Below are 18,003 nucleotides of genomic sequence, written 5' to 3' on the forward strand. Positions count from 1 at the left end.
GGTGTTCTGCACCTTCCCGGCCCTCACCTCTGCGCTGCGGATCGCGCCGCCGGATAGAATCGCGGTACAGCGTGTGAGCAGGATCTCCCGCTCCGATTCCGAGGACAGCCCGCAATGCAGATGGATGCCGTGGCGTTCGAGGCTCTCGTCGCGGACGAGCTCGATCGACTGCCCGACGACATGGTCGACGGGCTCGACAACGTCGTCTTCGTGGTCGAGGATCGCCCGGAGGACGGCAGTCTCGACCTCTTCGGGCTCTACGACGGCTGGGCCCTGACCGAGCGCGACCACTACGGTCAGGGGGAGCTTCCCGATCGCATCATCGTCTACCGCGACGCGCATCTGCACGCGTGCGACGACCTGGACGAGCTGCGCGACGAGGTGCACACGACCCTCGTGCACGAGATCGCGCACTTCTTCGGCATCGACGACGACCGGCTGCACGAACTGGGGTGGGCGTGATGGTCGGAGCGCTGCCGCGGGAGGACGTGGCATCCGACACGGTCGCCGACCTCGCGGCGCCCTGGCAGACCGTGGTCTGGAACGACCCGGTGAATCTCATGAACTACGTCGTGCACGTCTTCCGCGAGTACTTCGGCTTCTCCGCCGCCGTCGCCACCGAGCGGATGCTGGCCGTGCATCACGACGGCCATGCCGTGGTCGCCGAGGGCGCCCGCGAGCAGATGGAGCTGCACGCGCGTGCGATGCACGACTACGGCCTGTGGGCCACGGTGCGCAGGGCCGAGGCATGACGACGGTCGTCCTGGAGCTGTCGCTCATCGAGGCCGCCCATCTCACCGATCTCGTGGAGCAGTTCGCGGCCCTCGTCGGCGACGGGTCGCACGCCGATCCCGCGGTAGCGCGCTTGACCCCCGACGCCTACACCGACGACGATGACGCGGCGCGCGAGTTCCGTGAGCTCACGGAGAGCGACCTGCTCGCACGTCGGCAGGTCGACGCCGAGGTCGTGCTCGACTCGCTGCGCCCCGGCGGCGACCGCCTCTCCCCGGACGACATCGACCCGGCGCTGGCCGCGGCGACCGTCGCTGTCGTGCTCGACCCGGGGCAGACCGGTGCGTGGCTGCGCACGCTGGCGGCGCTTCGCCTCGTGCTCGCCTCACGCCTCGGCATCGAGCATGAGAGCGACCAGGAGGTCGACGACCCCCGCTTCGGGGTGTACGAGTGGCTGGGCTATCGACTCGACGGGCTGGTGCGCGCGGTCGACGGCTGATCGGCCGCGCGGGGGACCGCCGGCGTGTCGAGCAAGGGCAGCGCGACATGCACGAGCGGTCCGATGAGCACGGCGAACAGCACCGTGCCGATGCCGACCGTGCCGCCCAGGAACCAGCCGGTCACGAGCACGGTGGCCTCGACGACGCATCGCGCCGTCCAGATCGGCCAGCCCAGCCGGGCGTGCAGGCCCGTCATGAGACCGTCACGCGGGCCGGGACCGAAGTGAGCCCCGATGTACAGGCCGGATGCCAGGGCCACCAGCAGCACGCCGGCGAAGAAGGTCGCGCCCTGCCACAGCCAGCCGTCGATCGCGGGCACGACCTCCAGCGTCGCCTGCATGCTCGTGCCCACGAGCAGGATGTTCAACGCCGTGCCGATCCCGGGTCGCTGACGCAACGGCAGCCACAGCAGCAGCACGAGGAAGCCGATCACATTCGTGACCCACCCGATCCCGACACCCGTCTGCTTCGAGACGCCCTCCGCGAAGACGGTCCACGGATCCACACCGATGCCCGCCCGCACCGTGAGAGCGCAGCCGACGCCGTAGAGGCAGAGTCCCAGCAGCAGCTGCACGATCCGACGCGTCATGACTCCATCCCACCGCAGAATTGGCTCTCTCGCAACAGGCCAATTCGGATACAGTGGCCCAATGGACTCCCGCATCTCTGCGCGCGCCCTGGCCGCCGCCCTCGGCGGCTGGCGCACGCGCACCCCCGCGTACGAGGCGCTGGCGGACGGCATCCGACTGCTGTGTCTGGACAACCGGCTCGCACCGCGCACCGCGCTCCCCGCCGAGCGCGAGCTGGCGGCGGTGCTCGGACTGAGCCGGGCCACCGTGACGGCGGCCTATCGGAGTCTGCGCGAGTCGGGTCAGATCGACAGCCTGCGCGGCGCGGGCAGCATCACCCTCCCGCTCCGCCGCCGTGCGGCGAGCACGATCGAGCCCGGCGTCGACGCGATCGATCTGCAGCAGGCGAGTCCGGCCGCATGGCCCGGGCTTGCCGGCGTGATGAGCGAGGTCGCGCAGGATGCCGCGACCCTCGTCGCCCGCGCCGGCTACGACGTCGTCGGCAGCCCAGCGCTGCGCACGGCGATCGCGGAGCGTTACACGTCGTCGGGACTGCCGACCTCGCCCGCGCAGATCATGGTCACGACCGGCGCGCAGAGCGCGATCCACCTGATCGCCGGGGTGTTCCTCCGTCGAGGCGACCGCGCGCTCATCGAGACGCCGACCTACCCGCACGCGGCCGATGCGCTGAGGGCCGCCGGCGCACGACTCGTCGAAGTCCCCGTCACCACCGGCACCGGGTGGGATCTCGACCGCGCCGCACAGGCGCTCGCCCGCACGAGTCCGGCCGTCGCCTACCTCATGCCGCGCTTCCAGAATCCGACCGGGCGCACGATGTCCCGTCGCGACCAGGAGTGCATCGCACTGTCCGCGCAGCGCTCCGGCACGCTGCTCATCGTCGACGACACGACCGCTGACCTCGCGATCGACGCCCCGACCGCCGAGATGCCGTTCGCCGGTCCACTCGCCGAACGCACGCCGATCGTGCGCGTCGGTTCGCTGAGCAAGACCGTGTGGGGCGGGCTCCGCATCGGCTGGATCCGCGCCGAACTCGACGACATCCGCCGCCTCGCCTCGGAGCGTCCTCGGCGAGACCTCGGCACACCCGAGTTCGAGCAGGCGGTCGCCGAGCGGCTGTTCCCGCTTCTGCCCGAGATCGTCGCCCAGCGCTCCGTGCTTCTGCGGGAGGGGCGCGATGCGCTCGTCGGCGCACTCCGTCAGCGGCTGCCGGAGTGGACGGTGCCGTCGGTCGGCGGCGGCGTGTCGCTGTGGGTGGAGCTGGGCGCTCCGTTGAGCGGATCGCTTCTGCTGGCCGCGCGCCCGCACGGCGTACACCTGTCCGCCGGGCCGCGTTTCGCGGCGGTCGGAGGGCACGACCGCCACCTGCGCCTGCCGTTCACCTCGCCCGCCGACGAGCTTCGACGGGCCGTGGACGTGCTCGCCGAAGTCTGGCCCGCGGTGCGCCTCGCGGCGCCCGACCCGACGGCGGCGCCCGAGCCCGCCGCCGCGGTCGTCTGATCACCGGGAGAGCCGAAGACATTCGACGGCCTCCTCCGGTGACCAGAACTCGCCGACCTCGCGGAACGCACCCGTCGAGGCCTGGAAGCGCCACGCGCGGTAGCGGGTCCGCGTGCCATCGTCATGACGCTCGAGGTGGCCGGCGGCGAGACCGTTCGGCCGGAGCACGCGCCATCGGTCCGGTCCGACCGGGAGCAGTCGCGCACCACCGAGCTCGGTCGGCAGGACTGGCGGGGAATCGACGATAGGTACCATGATGACCTCCTGATCATCGAAGTTAGCTTCGACCTCCGACATCCATCGAAGCCTCCTCCACAACCCGCGAATCCCGCGATCTCTCCACTGATCGGGGCTTCGGTGTCCCATGGCGCTGACGCCGCCGTCACAGTGGGGAGTGCTCCGGCCCTCGCCGGGCACGCGAGGGCCGGAGCAGCGGGGATCGTCCCCGCAGCGAAGAGAGGAACCGTCCATGAGCGACCACATCACCGTCATCGGGAACATCGCGACCGAGCCCGAGCGGCGCCAGACCTCGACCGGCGTGCCGGTCATCTCCTTCCGGCTCGCCAGCAGCCAACGGCGCTTCGACGCCCGATCAGGGCAATGGGTCGACGGCGCGACCAACTGGTACACCGTGTCGGCGTTCCGCCGGCTGGCCGAGCACGCGCTCGTCTCCCTGCACAAAGGGCAGCGGATCGTCGTGACCGGCTCGCTCAAGCTCCGCGAGTGGGAGACGAGCACGAAAAAGGGCCTCGAAGCCGAGATCGACGCCGACGGGATCGGCCACGACCTGCTGTGGGGGACGAGCACCTTCCAGCGCGACACCTCCGGCATCGTGGGTGAGAGTCCCCGCTCCGAGCCGACCTCACTCGACGCGGCCAGGCACGATGCGACCGACCCGTTCCGAGTCCCGATCGGAGAGGGCGGCGCCGACGCGTTCCCGAGCGCGATCCCGCAACGCAGCACGGCGACGGTGGGCGCGGGACTCGTGGACGACGACGCGTGGGATGCCCGCCCGCTCGGCAGCGAGGAGCCTGTCGAGGTGCCGTTCTGACTCGACGCCACCGACCGGCGGACTCGGCCATGCACGCCCCGCGGTCTGCGGCATCCGGCGACTAGGCTCGTGCCGTGCCTCGAGGTCCCTCCGTCGCCCCGCTCGGACTGGTCGCGCTCATGGTCGCCGGCGCGCTAGCCGGATGCACCGGCGGTCCGGCCAAGCCCGCGAAGACCGCGCCGGCGTCCCCGCCCGTCGCGACGGCCGAGCCCGCCACGCTCGTCCCCGACGGCACCGCGGAGGACAACCTCCCGCTGTTCGCACAGACGGTGACCTCCGTCGCCGCGACCGGGAGCGTGGAGGGCCGCGCGTACGTCGATGCGCTCGTCGCGGCGGGGTTCGAAAGGGCGGCGATGCAGGTCACTCCAGATCGCACGAGTGTGGACGACCCGGCCGACAGCATCCAATTCTCGGTGCTGTGGCGGGACGAGCAGTGCCTGGTCGGACAGGTGGGCCCCTCCACCCCGACGCCGACCGCCGTCGTACTGCCGAAGCTCCCCGACGGCGGATGCCTCGTCGGTCGCACTCGGCCGATCGACTGGTGACCTCGCGGGGAGAACGGGCACCCTCGCGGGGAGGACGGGCACCCTCGCGGGGAGAACTGGCACCCTCGCGGGGCTGCGTAGACTTGGTCCGTTATGGCTGAGTACATCTACCAGATGGTCCGCGCCCGCAAGGCGGTAGGCGACAAGCTGATCCTCGACGACGTCACCATGGCGTTCCTCCCCGGTGCCAAGATCGGCATGGTCGGGCCGAACGGCGCCGGAAAGTCGACGATCCTGAAGATCATGGCCGGGCTCGACCAGCCCTCCAACGGCGAGGCGAAGCTCTCGCCGGGCTTCACCGTCGGCATCCTCATGCAGGAGCCCGAGCTCGACGAGTCGAAGACCGTGCTGGAGAACGTGCAGGAGGGCGTCGGCGAGATCAAGGCCAAGGTCGACCGGTTCAACGAGATCTCGGCCCTCATGGCCGACCCCGACGCCGACTTCGACACGCTGCTGGCCGAGATGGGCACGCTCCAGGAGGACATCGACACCGCCGACGCGTGGGACCTCGACTCGCAGCTCGAGCAGGCGATGGATGCCCTGCGCACCCCGCCCGGCGACGCATCGGTCGCGAACCTCTCCGGCGGCGAGAAGCGCCGCGTGGCGCTGACGAAGCTCCTGCTGCAGAAGCCCGACCTGCTGCTGCTCGACGAGCCGACCAACCACCTGGATGCCGAGAGCGTCCTGTGGCTGGAGCAGCACCTGCAGAAGTACCCCGGCGCCGTCATCGCGATCACCCACGACCGGTACTTCCTCGACAACGTCGCCGAGTGGATCGCCGAGGTCGACCGCGGCCGGCTGATCGGCTACGAGGGCAACTACTCGACCTACCTGGAGAAGAAGGCCGAGCGCCTCGCCGTCCAGGGCCGCAAGGACGCCAAGCTCGCCAAGCGCCTCGCCGAGGAGCTGGAGTGGGTGCGCTCGAACGCGAAGGGGCGCCAGGCGAAGTCGAAGGCCCGTCTCGCGCGCTACGAGGAGATGGCGGCCGAGGCCGAGCGCACGCGCAAGCTCGACTTCGAAGAGATCCAGATCCCGCCGGGCCCGCGCCTGGGCAGCATCGTCATCGAGGCCAAGAAGCTGAAGAAGGGCTTCGACGGACGCTCGCTCATCGACGGGCTGAGCTTCAGCCTGCCGCCGAACGGCATCGTGGGCGTCATCGGCCCGAATGGCGTCGGCAAGACGACGCTGTTCAAGACCATCGTCGGCCTCGAACCGCTCGACGGGGGCGACCTCAAGATCGGCGAGACGGTCAAGATCAGCTACGTCGACCAATCGCGCGCGAACATCGACCCGCAGAAGACGCTGTGGGAGGTCGTGTCCGACGGCCTGGACATCATCACGGTCGGCAAGACCGAGATTCCGTCGCGGGCATATGTCTCGAAGTTCGGCTTCAAGGGGCCCGACCAGCAGAAGAAGGCGGGCGTGCTGTCGGGGGGCGAGCGCAATCGCCTGAACCTCGCGCTGACCCTCAAGGAGGGCGGCAACCTGCTGCTGCTCGACGAGCCGACCAACGACCTCGACGTCGAGACGCTCCAGTCGCTGGAGAACGCGCTCCTGGAGTTCCCCGGCTGCGCCGTCGTCATCACCCACGACCGCTGGTTCCTCGATCGCATCGCGACGCACATCCTCGCCTATGAGGGCACCGACGACGAGCCCGACCGCTGGCACTGGTTCGAGGGCAACTTCGAGGCGTACGAGCAGAACAAGATCGAGCGGCTGGGTCCGGATGCCGCCAAGCCGCACCGCTCCACGTACCGGAAGCTCACGCGTGACTGACGAGCAGACCGGGGCCGCCACCGGCGGCATCCGCCTGCACGTCCCCATCCACCTCAGATGGGGAGACCTCGACGCGTTCAACCACGTCAACAACGTGGCGATGCTCAAGCTCCTGGAGGAGGCGCGCGTGCGCGCCCTCTGGAAGGACGAGAGGGCAGAGGCCTTCCCGACCGCCGTCATCTCGGTCGAGGGCGCGGAGGGCCTGGGCACCCTGATCGCGCGGCAGGAGATCGAGTACCTGCTCCCGGTGCCGTACCAGCGCGAGCCGCTGGACATCCAGCTCTGGTTCGCCCGCATGGGCGGGGCGAGCGTCGAGGTCTGCTACGAGGTGCACAGCCCCGTCGGGGCGGAGCCGGCCGAGCTCTACGTGCGCGCCAACGCGGTCTTCGTGCTCGTCGACCTCACCACCGGGCGTCCGGTGCGGCTGCCCGAGCACGTGCGCTCCGCGTGGGCGCCGTATCTCGGCGCACCGGTCGCGTTCTCGCACCGTCACTGACGCCGCCGCGCGTCAGGCCACGCGCACCATGACCTCCTGCGCGACGCTGACGAGCAGTCGCCCCGCGCGGTCGAAGATGCGCCCGGTCGAAAGGCCGCGTCCGCCGCCCGCGCTCGGAGACTCCTGCACATACAGCATCCACTCGTCGGGCCGGCCGTCGCGATGCCACCACATGGCATGGTCGAGGCTCGCAACCTTCAGCCCCGGCGTCGCCCACGGGATGCCGTGGGCGCGCAGGATCGGCTCCTGGAGCGTCATGTCGCTGAGGTAGGCGAGCACCGCACGGTGCAGCGCGGCGTGGTCGGGAAGTCGCGCACGCGTGCGCATCCACACCGCCTGCGCGGGTCGCGGCTCGCCTTCGACGCGAAGATACAGAGGCGAGTCGATGTGTCGGAGCTCGGCCGGACGATCGGCCATGACGTGCCGGAACAGAGGGTGGTCCTCCGGGAGGTCGGGCACGGAGTCGACGACGTCATCGGGCTCGGGCACGTCGGGCATGGGCACCGCGTGCTCTAGGCCTTCGTCGCCGACCTGGAACGAGGCGATCATCGAGAAGATCGGCACGCCGTGCTGGAACGCCTGCGTGCGCCGGCGCGAGAATGACCGGCCGTCGTGGATGCGGTCGACCGCGAACGTCACATCGAGCGTGTCATCTCCGGGCCTCAGGAAGTAGCCGTGCATCGAGTGCGGGCGGCGTCCGTCGGGCACCGTGCGCGTGGCGGCGACGAGCGACTGCGCCAGCACCTGACCGCCGAACACGCGGCGAAACGGCATCCGCTGCGAACGCCCCGTGAAGATGTCCTCGGTGGTGCGCGCGGCGGTGTCGTCCAGATCGAGCACGCCGATCAGTCGGTCCACCGCGCGGACGGCGGGGGAGCGCTCGGCACCGGTCTGCGTCATGAGCGCCCCCAGATGTCGTCAGACGGCGTCACGTCGGCGCCGCGTTGGTAGTTTAGGTCGGATGCCGGCTCGACTGCTCTTCCCTGATCCGCGCGCGGCGAGCGATGCACTGACCTTCGCCTCGCGTGCCGCGCGCACCGGCGACGGCGCGCTTCGCCTGCAGGCATCGGGTGGCGTGCTTCGGCTCAGCGCGGGCCCGCTGGCCCCGCAGGGACTGCTCGATCCCACGCCGACGGTGCTGGGCATGCGCGCGGTCGGGGTCGACCCCGAGCTGGTGTGCGACCTGGTGGTCGATGCCACACGCCTGGTCGCGACCGTCGGCGACCCGACCTCGGTCGACCTTCCCGAGTCGGCGGTCACGGCCGCCTGGGCCGGGATCTCCCCGCCGCGTACCGGGTGGACCCGCACAGCCTCGCTGCTGTCCGATCGGTTGCGCGAGGCCGCTGACCGCGGGGTGGCAGACGTCGCCCGGGCGGTGCCGGTCGATGCGGGCGAGGATGCCGTGCGCGCGGTGCGCGCGGCGGTGTGGAGCGTTCCGGTGGACGAGCTCGTCGGCCTTCCCGCCGGTGTCGCCTTCGCGGCCCTGAGTCTCGGCTTTCTCGGCGACCGTGAACAGGTGCGCGTGCTCCGCTCGGGAGCCTGGACGCGGCTGAGCCTGCGGCGAGGGCACGTGCTGCACAAGGGGCCGACACGCACGGGACTGACCGCCGTGCGCACCACCGGGCGGGGCGACGTGCGAGGATGACGCCGTGACGGTGATCGGAAACGCGGTGTATGTCGACGGACACCGGGCGGCGACGCCCAAGAGCCTGGACGAGACCTTCGAGACACTGCGCTCCGAGCCGGGGGGCTTCGCCTGGATCGGGCTCTACCGTCCCGATGCCACCGAGCTCGACGTCGTGGCGCACGAGTTCGACCTGCACGATCTCGCCGTCGAAGACGCCGTGCGCGGCCACCAGCGCGCGAAGATCGATCGATACGGCGACCACCGCTTCCTCGTGCTCAGACCCGCACGCTACCTCGACAGTGAGGAGCGGGTGGAGTTCGGCGAGATCCACCTGTTCGTCGGCGAGGACTTCGTCATCGCGGTGCGCCACGCCGAGACGCCGAACCTCGCCCGTATCCGTGCCCGCCTGGAGCACGAGCCCGAGCTGCTGGCGCGCGGGCCGCTGAGCGTCTGCTACGCGATCCTCGACCAGGTCGTGGACGAGTACGAACCGGTCGTCGCGGGGCTGGAGAACGACATCGATGAGATCGAGGACCAGCTCTTCAGCGGCGACGACGCCGTCGCACGGCGCATCTACGACCTCTCCGGCGAGGTGATGGACTTCCAGCGCGCGGTGCGTCCGCTCGTCGGGATGATCTCGGTCCTGCGCGCGGGCCTGGCAGACAAGGCGGCGGTGGATGCCGACACGCTGGGGGACGCGGCGGCGCTCGAGCTGCGGCGGTCGCTGCGCGACGTGCTCGACCACGTCATCCGGGTGAACGAGAAGGTGGACGAGTTCCGCCAGACGCTGCAGAACGCCCTCACCGTGCACACGACCCTTGTCGCCCAGGTGCAGAACGAGAAGATGCAGCGGCTCACCGAGACGAGCCTGGCCCAGACCGAGCAGGCCAAGAAGATCTCCAGCTGGGCGGCGATCATCTTCGCGCCGTCGCTGATCACCGGGATCTACGGCATGAACTTCGCGGTCATGCCCGAGCTGCGCTCCCCGTGGGGCTACCCGCTGGCCCTCATCGCGATGGGGGCGTTCGCCTTCACGCTCTACCGCGTCTTCAAAGCGAAGAGCTGGCTCTGACCGGCGTGCTCGGGCTGCCTGCGGGGCCGATCCCGCCCGGTTCGAACGTGTTCACCATCGCGTACGCCGCGCGCTGCAAGTAGTCCCACATCGTCGCGTCGTGCAGGGGAGCCAGGGCGAGCTCGTCGAGGGCCGCCCGCATGTGAGTGAGCCACCGGTCCCGCGCGGCGGGGTCGATGTGGAACGCGGCGTGCCGCATCCGGAGCCTGGGATGCCCGCGGCTCCGGCTGTACGTCGTCGGTCCGCCCCAGTACTGCTCCAGGAACAGGCACAGGCGCTCCGCGGCCGGACCCAGATCCTCCTCCGGGTACATGGCCCGCAAGGGGTCGTCGGCGGCGACACCGCGGTAGAAGGCCGCCACGAGTCGCACGAACGTGTCGTGCCCGCCGATCTCGTCGTAGAAGCTCAGCGGCGCGGCATCCGGCTCGCTCACGTCGTCGACCCGCTCTTCGACTCGTCTTCGGACGAGGACGGCTCGGCGGCATCCGTGTCGGCGGCCTGGAGATCGATCGCCTCGGGATGCCGCTTGGACTTGGCCTTCTTGCGGCCGCGCTTCTTCGGCTTCCAGACGACCTTCTCCTCGCCGACGGGCACCGGCGTGGGCCGGGTCTTCGGCGGGTTCGCGCCGCGCACGCGCTGCGCGCTCTCCAGCCCGGAGAGCGTGATCGAGCTGAGTTGAGGCAGGGTCAGGCCGAGCTCGTCGATCGCGTGCTTGAGCCGCATGCGCAGCTCGCGCGCGACGTCCTCCTTCGCCCCGGCGCGCGTCTTCATGACGAGCCTGATGACCAGGGCGTCACCCGAGACAGACTCCAGTCCCCAGATCTCCGGCTGCTCCAGAACTCGGCTGCGCCACTTCTCCTCCTCGGCGAGGCTCCGAGCCGCTTCCAGCATCGATTCCTCGACCTCCTCGATCGGGGCGTCGGCCGGCACGGCGAGGTCGATGATCACCCGCGACCAGCCCATGGACATGTTCCCGATCCGCAGGATCTCGCCATTGCGCACATACCAGAGCGTGCCGTTCACATCGCGGACGTGGGTGATGCGGACGCTCACGTACTCGACCACGCCGGTGGCCAGTCCCAGGTCGACGACGTCGCCGATGCCGACCTGGTCCTCGGCGACGATGAAGATGCCGTTGAGCACGTCGCGCACGATGTTCTGCGCCCCGAAGCCCAGACCCGCGCCGATCGCGGCGGTCAGCAGGGTGAACGAGCCGATCACGTCGGAGTTGATCGTGTAGACGATGAGGATCAGCGCGATGATCACGATCGTCACGTTCGCGATGTTCTGCAGGATCGAGCCGAGCGTGCGCGTGCGCTGCACGATGCGCACCTGAGCGAGCGGGGAGTGCTCCATCGCGCGGGTGTCGAGCACTTCGGCGCGGTTCTTGGCGCCCGTGACGATGCGTCTGACCACGCGACGGATCAGGAGCTTGAGCAGCCACGCCACGAGGAAGGCACCGACGATGATCGAGGCCACGGCGAGGCTCTTGGCCCCGACCACGATGAGGACGTCGAGCGCCCGGTCCCAGAACGGCGCGGGGGTCGCTGCGGTCAGAGGAATGATGTTCATCGCTCCCGATCCTAGGTGCGATCGATCGGCGGGCGCTGGGCGTGGCGGGCGGGGCGGCTCAACCGAGCTCGTCGAGCCTGACGACCCCGTGCCGATGGGCGAGGATGACCGCCTCCACCCGGTCGCGCGCTCCGAGCTTGGCGAGGACCCGCCCGACGTGGGTCTTGACCGTGGACTCGCTGAGGAACAGGTCCCGCGCGATCTCCGCGTTGTTGCGGCCGCGGCCGATCGCGGCGAACACCTCGCGCTCGCGCTCGGTGAGTGCGGCGGTGAGCTCCGATGCCGCGGGCCGTGTCGCCGGCGCGAGGCCACTGCGTCGGATGACCTCGCGGGTGACGCGCGGGGAGAGCACGGCATCGCCGCGCTCGACGGCGCGGACGGCAGCGACCAGGTCGTCGCGACGCGCGTCCTTCAGCAGGAACCCGGACGCACCGGCATCCAGCGCGCCGAACGCGTACTCGTCGAGGTCGAAGGTCGTCAGCACGAGCACACGGGTCGCGGGTCGGGCCGCCACGATGCGGGCGGTGGCCTCGATGCCGTCCAGCCGTGGCATCCGCACGTCCATGAGTACGACTTCCGGCGCGAGCCGCTCCGCCTCCTCGACCGCCGCGAGGCCATCGCCCGCCTCGCCGACGACCTCGATGTCGGACTCGGCCTCCAGCACGAGCCGGAAGCCGACGCGGATGAGCTCTTGGTCGTCGACGAGCAGCACGCGGATCACGCGGCCTCACCGTCCTCCGGCCGCGGTTCCAGCGGCAGGCGGGCGTGCAGCGCCCACTCGCCGGCGCCGCGGGGACCGACCTCCAAGGTGCCGCCGACGTGGGCGACCCGCTCGCGCAGTCCCCGGATGCCGTAGCCGCCCTCCCGGCTCGTCCCGGGCGCACCGTCGTTGCGGATGGCGATGTGGACGCCATCCGGCTCATAGGCGATCGCGACGTCGATGCCGGTAGCGCGCGGGGCGTGGCGCATGGCGTTGGTGAGTCCCTCCTGGACGGTGCGGGTCAGGGCGAGCCGTACCGGGGCGGGCAGCTCCGCCTCACCGCTGGTCGACAGCGTCACCGGGAAGCCGGCGGCGCGTGCGGCAGCCACGGTGTCGGCGATCGCGTCGTCGCCGAGCGGGGCGAGTGGCGCGCGCGGCGCGTCGTCGTGGCCGTCGCGCAGCACGCCGAGCATCGTCCGCATCTGGGTGAGGGCCCCGCGCCCGGTCTCGGCGATCTGCCCGGTCGCCGCCCGCGCGCGAGCGGGATCGGCGGTCGCGGTTGCTCCTTCTGCCAGGGCGACCATCACCGTCAGGTTGTGCGCGACGATGTCGTGCAGCTCGCGGGCGATGCGTGCCCGTTCGGCGGCGGCGGCGAGCTGGGCCTGCTGGTCCCGTTCCACGAGCAGCTGTCTGGACCGGTCGATCACCGCCGCGAGGTAACGCTTGCGGTTTCCGACGTTGACTCCGATCAGGGCCCCCACGAGTGCGGTGACAGCCCCGTCGAGGCCGGCGTTGGTGGCGAGATTGACCGCCACGGCACCGGTCGTCGCCGCCACCGCCGCCACCACTGCCACCGCTCCGACCGACACGCCGTAGCCGATCCAGCACGCGCGGTTCGAGCGGTAGACGGCGAGGGAGTACACCGCGACCGCGAGCGCGGGGCTGAGTGAGCTCACCGGGACGAACACGAACAGGAGCTGGCCGGTCGTTGCGAGGGCGAGGGGCAGCAGCGGAATGCGGCGGCGGACCAGGAGCGCGGCGCACGTGGCCACGGCGAGCACGGCGATCCAGGCCGTCGCCGCCACCGTGGGCGCGTCGGTCGTGACCCCGGTGCTTGTGGGCGTGCCGTACCGGACGGAGGCGGCGAGCGTGCCGGAGGACATCGTGAGACACAGGAGCGCGACGATGACGTCGGCTGCACGCGGATGCCGCGCCCAGAACTGCCGGATGAGCCCGGGCGGACGCGGCAGCAGCAGCTCCGCGTCCGCCTGAGGCGGAGCGGAGCTGCTGCTGCGACGGCGTCGGGGCACGGCTCGACTCTACGGCTACGCGTCGCGCGTGCGCAGGACGGCCCAGCCGGCGCCGAGGCCCACGACCGCCCACGCGAGGAGGGCGAGCACCTCCGGCCAGAGGTCGTCCCGGCCGCCCGGCGTGGTGATGGCCGCGGCGGCGTTCATCGGCAGGTAGCGCCCGAGGTCGACGATCCACCGCCACGACTGCCCGAACATCGAGAAGATGCTCACCACGACCGGGGCGACGAACAGCAGGCCCACGGTGGCGGCGATCGCGCCGGCGCCGTTGCGGATGACGAAGCCGAAGCTCAGCCCGATGAGGGCGAACACCATCATCGACAGCATGCCGAACGCGAGCGGGAGGATCGAGACCGTGGCATCCGACCAGTCGATCTGCGTCGACAGGATGGGGGCGGTCGCGGCGATCGCGATGGCGTCGCCGACGAGAGTGGCGACGGCCAGGACGGCCGCGATGACCAGCGCCTTCGCCGCGAGCACCGCGCCGCGCCGCGGCTCAGCGGCCAGGGTGGAGCGGATCATGCCGGTCGAGTACTCGCCGGTGACGGCGATGGCTCCGAGGATGCCGGCGACGAGCATCGTGAACTGCAGCGGCATGACGATCGTCATCACCGCCGGGAAGCCGGCGTCCGCGTCGGAGAGCGCCGCCGCCATGAGGAGCGAGATGCCGACCGAGAGCGCGACGGCGATGCCGAGCGACCACCACGTGGAGCGGAGCGTGGCGAGCTTGATCCACTCGCTGCGCAGCACCCGGCCGAAGCTCAGGCGCGCGGTGGACGGGGCGACGATGGTCGAACGCGCCGGGGCGGGGGCGGTGAGGGTGCTCATGAGATCTCCTTGGTCTTGTACTCGACGGCCTGTCCGGTGAGGGCGAGGTAGGCCTCTTCGAGCGATCCGGTCGAGGGGGTCAGCTCGTGGAGCGCAATGCCGCGGGCCGCGGCGACGTCGCCGATGACGGATGCCGCCACGCCTTCGACGCACATCGTGTCGGCGGCGGTGGTGACGATGGTGACGTCGGGCGCGGTGAGCGCCTGGGCGAGCTCGGTCGCGCGCGGGCTGCGCACGACGACGCGGCTCGTGGTCCAGGCGCGCACGATGTCGCTCAGCGGCGCGTCGGCCAGGACCTGTCCTCGGCCGAGCACGATCAGGTGGTCGGCGGTCTGTGCCATCTCGCTCATGAGATGGCTCGACAGCAGCACGGTCCGTCCGGATGCCGCCTGCTGGCGGACGAACTGGCGCACCCACCGCACGCCCTCGGGGTCGAGGCCGTTGACCGGCTCGTCGAGGATGAGCGTGTGCGGGTCGCCGAGGAGGGCCGAGGCGATGCCGAGCCGCTGCCCCATGCCGAGCGAGAACGTGCCCGCGCGCTTGGCGGCCACCGAGGAGATGCCGGTCAGCTCGATCACCTCATCGACGCGGCTGCGCGGGATGCCGTGGGTCGCCGCCATCGCGCGCAGGTGGTTGCGTGCGCTGCGTCCGGTGTGCACGGCCTTGGCGTCCAGCAGCACGCCGACCTCGGTGAGGGGCGCGCGCATCTTCGCGTACTCGGTGCCGCCGACGGTCGCCCGGCCCGCCGTGGGGCGATCGAGGCCGACGATCAGGCGCATGGTGGTGGACTTGCCGGCGCCGTTCGGGCCGAGGAAGCCGGTCACCATGCCGGGGCGGACGGTGAAGGACACGTCCGACACCGCGTTGTGGTCTCCGTACCTCTTCGTGAGGTTCTCTGCAACGATCATGGCACCGACGCTACGGAGCGCCGATATGGTCGCGCGTCCACCCGGAGTCCCGAAGCCGTGCCGCCGCGTAGTACCCAGGTACCGTCAGGCGCGCCCTGTCGCCGCCGCCGCCTAGGCCCGTCTCGCCGCCGCCTACCCCCGCGAAACCTCCCGTCTGCACCGCTTTCCGCCCCAGAACGGTGCACTCCTGAGGTCTCGCGAGAAGCTCGTCCGCACCCGAGCACGGCGAGGACTACTCGGCGTCGCGCTCCTGCACGGCGAGGGCACGCTCGACGCCGGCGAGGTTCTCGTGCACGAGGCGGCGCAGCGCCGGCGGCGCATCGGGGTGCGCCGCCAGCCATGCCCGGGTCGCGTCACGCAGCGCGAGATCGGCCAGCGGCGCGGGGAACAGCCCCACGATCAGGTAGTTCGCGATCTGGTACGTGCGGTCGTCCCACACCGGCAACAGCATGTCGAAGTAGTCGTCGACGAACTCGCGCAGCAGCTCTCTCGTCGCGGGGTGCACGAACCCGAGCGCGGCCGAGCGGACGACGGTGTTCGGCAGCGCCGCTCGGTCCACGAGCGACGACCACGCGGCGCGCTTGGCCTCCCGCGTCGGGAGGGCCGCCTTGGCCTGCGCGGCGAACTCGCCGCCCTTGGCCGTGTTGTCGGCCTCGTGCGCGGCGTCGATGTCGGCCTCGGTGACCAGGCCCCCCGCGGCGAGCGAGACCAGCAGCGACCACGACAGGTCGGTGTCGATCTCAAGGCCCTCCAGGCGCACAGTGCCCTCGCGCAGTTCCCGCACCCGCTCCCACTGCGCCGGCGTGGCCGCGGCCGCCGCGAACACCGTGACGAACTGCAACTGCGCGTCGCTGCCCGGTTCCGCCGCCAGCGCGAGCTCCCACAGCGCGTCCGCGACCCGCTCGCGCGTCGCGTCACGGCGCTCCGGTGCGACATAGGAGTTCGCGACCAGCAGGAGTTGTCCGAGCGTGGTCCGCAGGGTGGTCGACTCCGTCTCGGCGCCGATGTTGCCGAGGACGAGGTCGACGTAGTCGGATGCCGCCGACTCGCCGTCGCGCGTCTGATCCCACGCCGCGCCCCACACGAGCGAGCGCGCGAGGGGGTCCGTGATCTTGCCCAGGTGCGCGATCGCGGTCTGCAGCGACCGGTCGTCGAGGCGGATCTTCGCGTAGGCGAGGTCCTCGTCGTTGAGGAGCACCAGGTCGGGACGGCCGTGATACTTCAGCTGCGGCACCTCGGTGAGGTCGCCGTCGACGTCGAGCTCGACGTGGTGCGTGCGCACGAGGGCGCCGTCCCGCAGGTTGTACAGACCCACGCCGAGCCGGTGCGGGCGGATGGTGGGGTAGTCGGCCGGGGCGGTCTGCACGATCGCGAAGCGCGTGATCTGGCCCGCGGCATCCGTCGCGATCACGGGCGAGAGGGTGTTGACCCCCGCCGTCTCGAGCCACTTCTTCGACCACGTTGCGAGCTCCCGGCCGCTCGTGGTCTCCAGCTCGGCGAGCAGGTCGCCGAGCTCGGTGTTCGACCACGCGTGCTTGGCGAAATACGCCGAGACGCCCGCGAAGAAGGCATCGATGCCGACCCACGCGGCCAGCTGCTTGAGCACCGAGCCGCCCTTGGCGTAGGTGATGCCGTCGAAGTTGACCTGCACGTCCTCGAGGTCGTTGATCTCGGCGACGATCGGATGCGTGGAGGGGAGCTGATCCTGGCGGTACGCCCAGGTCTTCTCCATCGCGTTGAAGGTCGTCCACGCCTCGGTCCACTCGGTGGCCTCGGCGGTCGCGATCGTCGAGGCCCACTCGGCGAACGACTCGTTGAGCCACAGGTCGTTCCACCAGCGCATCGTGACCAGGTCGCCGAACCACATGTGCGCGAGCTCGTGCAGGATCGTGACGACGCGGCGCTCCTTGACGGCATCGGTCACCTTGCTGCGGAACACGTACGTCTCGGTGAAGGTGACCGCGCCGGCGTTCTCCATCGCCCCGGCGTTGAACTCCGGCACGAACAGCTGGTCGTACTTCTCGAACGGGTAGGCGACGCCGAACTTCTCCTCGTAATAGGCGAAGCCCTTGCGCGTGATGTCGAAGACGTAGTCCGCGTCGAGGTGCTGCCACAGGCTCTTTCGGGCGTAGACGCCGAGCGGGATGACGCGACCCGACGAACTGGTCAGCTCGGCGAACGTCGCCTCGTAGGGCCCGGCGATGAGCGCCGTGATGTACGAGGAGATCGGCGGGGTGGGGGCGAAGCGCCACGTCGCGGTGCCGTCGCCGTGCCTGGTCGGCTCGGGGGTGGGGGAGTTGGAGACGACCTGCCAGGGCTCGGGCGCGGTCACCGTGAACTGGAACGCCGCCTTCAGGTCGGGCTGCTCGAACACCGCGAACACCCGTCGCGAGTCGGGCACCTCGAACTGCGAGTACAGGTAGACCTCGCCGTCGACCGGATCGACGAACCGGTGCAGGCCTTCGCCGCTGTTGGTGTAGAGGCAGTCGGCCTCGACGACGAGCTCGTTGTCGGCGGCGAGGCCTTCCAGCGCGATGCGCGAGTCGGCGAACACGGCCGAGGGGTCGAGCGCACGGCCGTTGAGCGTGACCTCGTGCACGTCGCGCGCGACCAGATCGATGAACGTCGAGGCCCCCGCGGTCGCGGAGAAGCGCACGATCGAGCGGGAGCGGAACACCTCGGGCCCGATCGTGAGGTCGAGCGAGATGTCGTACGACGCGGTGTCGACGATCGCGCGGCGCTCCTGCGCCTCGCGGCGGGTGAGGTTCTGTCCAGGCACTGATGCTCCCGTGGATGAGG

Annotated in this window: 20 protein-coding genes; 10 read left to right on the forward strand and 10 right to left on the reverse strand. The window is 70.7% G+C overall.

Annotated elements, in window-relative coordinates; all coding sequences use genetic code 11:
• Nucleotides 1-114 precede the first annotated feature (114 nt).
• From QM641_RS05275 to QM641_RS05285, 3 genes are read left to right on the forward strand one after another with little or no spacing between them, the layout of a single operon-like run.
• Nucleotides 115-462, forward strand: coding sequence for a metallopeptidase family protein (locus QM641_RS05275; protein ID WP_415114174.1), 348 nt, complete (start codon nucleotides 115-117; stop codon nucleotides 460-462).
• Complete coding sequence (clpS, locus tag QM641_RS05280) at nucleotides 462-752, forward strand: ATP-dependent Clp protease adapter ClpS (RefSeq protein ID WP_415114176.1); 291 nt, start codon at nucleotides 462-464, stop codon at nucleotides 750-752. The genes QM641_RS05275 and clpS overlap by 1 nt, the downstream gene beginning before the upstream one ends.
• Complete coding sequence (locus QM641_RS05285; RefSeq protein WP_415114178.1) at nucleotides 749-1,231, forward strand: DUF2017 family protein; 483 nt, start codon at nucleotides 749-751, stop codon at nucleotides 1,229-1,231. Before clpS ends, QM641_RS05285 begins: the two co-directional genes overlap by 4 nt.
• Here the strand turns inward: QM641_RS05285 and QM641_RS05290 are convergent.
• Nucleotides 1,192-1,821 carry a YczE/YyaS/YitT family protein gene (locus QM641_RS05290; protein ID WP_415114180.1) on the reverse strand — a complete coding sequence of 210 codons (630 nt, stop codon included), beginning with the start codon at nucleotides 1,819-1,821 and terminating at the stop codon, nucleotides 1,192-1,194. The two genes, QM641_RS05285 and QM641_RS05290, sit on opposite strands and share 40 nt — an antisense overlap.
• 61 nt (nucleotides 1,822-1,882) lie before the next feature.
• Between QM641_RS05290 and QM641_RS05295 the strand changes: the two genes are divergently transcribed.
• Complete coding sequence (locus tag QM641_RS05295) at nucleotides 1,883-3,319, forward strand: PLP-dependent aminotransferase family protein (RefSeq protein WP_415114182.1); 1,437 nt, start codon at nucleotides 1,883-1,885, stop codon at nucleotides 3,317-3,319.
• Here the strand turns inward: QM641_RS05295 and QM641_RS05300 are convergent, their stop codons facing one another.
• Nucleotides 3,320-3,616: a hypothetical protein gene (locus QM641_RS05300; RefSeq protein ID WP_415114185.1), complete on the reverse strand. Its 297-nt coding sequence runs from the start codon at nucleotides 3,614-3,616 to the stop codon at nucleotides 3,320-3,322.
• Nucleotides 3,617-3,788: 172 nt separating this feature from the next.
• On the opposite strand from QM641_RS05300, the gene QM641_RS05305 reads away from it, so the two are divergent.
• From QM641_RS05305 to QM641_RS05320, 4 genes are all read left to right on the forward strand, one after another.
• A complete protein-coding gene (locus tag QM641_RS05305; protein ID WP_415114187.1) occupies nucleotides 3,789-4,370 on the forward strand; it encodes a single-stranded DNA-binding protein in 582 nt (193 codons plus the stop codon).
• A gap of 74 nt (nucleotides 4,371-4,444) precedes the next feature.
• Nucleotides 4,445-4,915 (forward strand): DUF6993 domain-containing protein, encoded by a 471-nt coding sequence (locus tag QM641_RS05310; protein ID WP_415114189.1) that lies wholly within the window; start codon nucleotides 4,445-4,447, stop codon nucleotides 4,913-4,915.
• Nucleotides 4,916-5,008: 93 nt separating this feature from the next.
• Nucleotides 5,009-6,691 carry an energy-dependent translational throttle protein EttA gene (gene ettA / locus QM641_RS05315; protein ID WP_415114191.1) on the forward strand — a complete coding sequence of 561 codons (1,683 nt, stop codon included), beginning with the start codon at nucleotides 5,009-5,011 and terminating at the stop codon, nucleotides 6,689-6,691.
• Nucleotides 6,684-7,187 (forward strand): acyl-CoA thioesterase, encoded by a 504-nt coding sequence (locus QM641_RS05320; protein WP_415114193.1) that lies wholly within the window; start codon nucleotides 6,684-6,686, stop codon nucleotides 7,185-7,187. Before ettA ends, QM641_RS05320 begins: the two co-directional genes overlap by 8 nt.
• A gap of 12 nt (nucleotides 7,188-7,199) precedes the next feature.
• Here QM641_RS05320 and QM641_RS05325 read toward each other — a convergent pair whose 3' ends face one another.
• Entirely contained in the window at nucleotides 7,200-8,087 is an 888-nt protein-coding gene (locus QM641_RS05325) for an acyl-CoA thioesterase (protein ID WP_415114195.1), read from the reverse strand.
• A 61-nt stretch (nucleotides 8,088-8,148) separates the two neighbouring features.
• Here QM641_RS05325 and QM641_RS05330 point away from each other — a divergent pair, with 61 nt between their 5' ends.
• The gene (locus QM641_RS05330; protein WP_415114197.1) at nucleotides 8,149-8,832 is read left to right on the forward strand and encodes a hypothetical protein; all 684 of its coding nucleotides are present in this window, start codon (nucleotides 8,149-8,151) and stop codon (nucleotides 8,830-8,832) included.
• A 4-nt stretch (nucleotides 8,833-8,836) separates the two neighbouring features.
• Nucleotides 8,837-9,886 (forward strand): magnesium and cobalt transport protein CorA, encoded by a 1,050-nt coding sequence (locus QM641_RS05335; RefSeq protein ID WP_415114199.1) that lies wholly within the window; start codon nucleotides 8,837-8,839, stop codon nucleotides 9,884-9,886.
• Here the strand turns inward: QM641_RS05335 and QM641_RS05340 are convergent.
• The 7 genes from QM641_RS05340 to pepN form a co-directional block, all read right to left on the reverse strand.
• Nucleotides 9,864-10,319, reverse strand: coding sequence for a globin (locus QM641_RS05340; RefSeq protein ID WP_415114201.1), 456 nt, complete (start codon nucleotides 10,317-10,319; stop codon nucleotides 9,864-9,866). The two genes, QM641_RS05335 and QM641_RS05340, sit on opposite strands and share 23 nt — an antisense overlap.
• Nucleotides 10,316-11,458 (reverse strand): mechanosensitive ion channel family protein, encoded by a 1,143-nt coding sequence (locus QM641_RS05345; RefSeq protein WP_415114203.1) that lies wholly within the window; start codon nucleotides 11,456-11,458, stop codon nucleotides 10,316-10,318. Before QM641_RS05345 ends, QM641_RS05340 begins: the two co-directional genes overlap by 4 nt.
• A gap of 58 nt (nucleotides 11,459-11,516) precedes the next feature.
• Nucleotides 11,517-12,179 (reverse strand): response regulator, encoded by a 663-nt coding sequence (locus QM641_RS05350; RefSeq protein WP_415114205.1) that lies wholly within the window; start codon nucleotides 12,177-12,179, stop codon nucleotides 11,517-11,519.
• Nucleotides 12,176-13,468, reverse strand: a complete 1,293-nt coding sequence (locus QM641_RS05355; RefSeq protein ID WP_415114207.1) for a sensor histidine kinase — start codon at nucleotides 13,466-13,468, stop codon at nucleotides 12,176-12,178. Before QM641_RS05355 ends, QM641_RS05350 begins: the two co-directional genes overlap by 4 nt.
• A gap of 15 nt (nucleotides 13,469-13,483) precedes the next feature.
• Nucleotides 13,484-14,296 carry an ABC transporter permease subunit gene (locus tag QM641_RS05360; RefSeq protein ID WP_415114209.1) on the reverse strand — a complete coding sequence of 271 codons (813 nt, stop codon included), beginning with the start codon at nucleotides 14,294-14,296 and terminating at the stop codon, nucleotides 13,484-13,486.
• The gene (locus tag QM641_RS05365) at nucleotides 14,293-15,204 is read right to left on the reverse strand and encodes an ABC transporter ATP-binding protein (RefSeq protein ID WP_415114211.1); all 912 of its coding nucleotides are present in this window, start codon (nucleotides 15,202-15,204) and stop codon (nucleotides 14,293-14,295) included. Before QM641_RS05365 ends, QM641_RS05360 begins: the two co-directional genes overlap by 4 nt.
• Before the next feature lie 232 nt (nucleotides 15,205-15,436).
• Nucleotides 15,437-17,983 (reverse strand): aminopeptidase N, encoded by a 2,547-nt coding sequence (gene pepN / locus QM641_RS05370; protein ID WP_415114213.1) that lies wholly within the window; start codon nucleotides 17,981-17,983, stop codon nucleotides 15,437-15,439.
• Between the last annotated feature and the right edge of the window lie 20 nt (nucleotides 17,984-18,003).

The sequence above is a fragment of the Microbacterium sp. genome, from assembly GCF_047605725.1.
Lineage (GTDB): Bacteria > Actinomycetota > Actinomycetes > Actinomycetales > Microbacteriaceae > Microbacterium.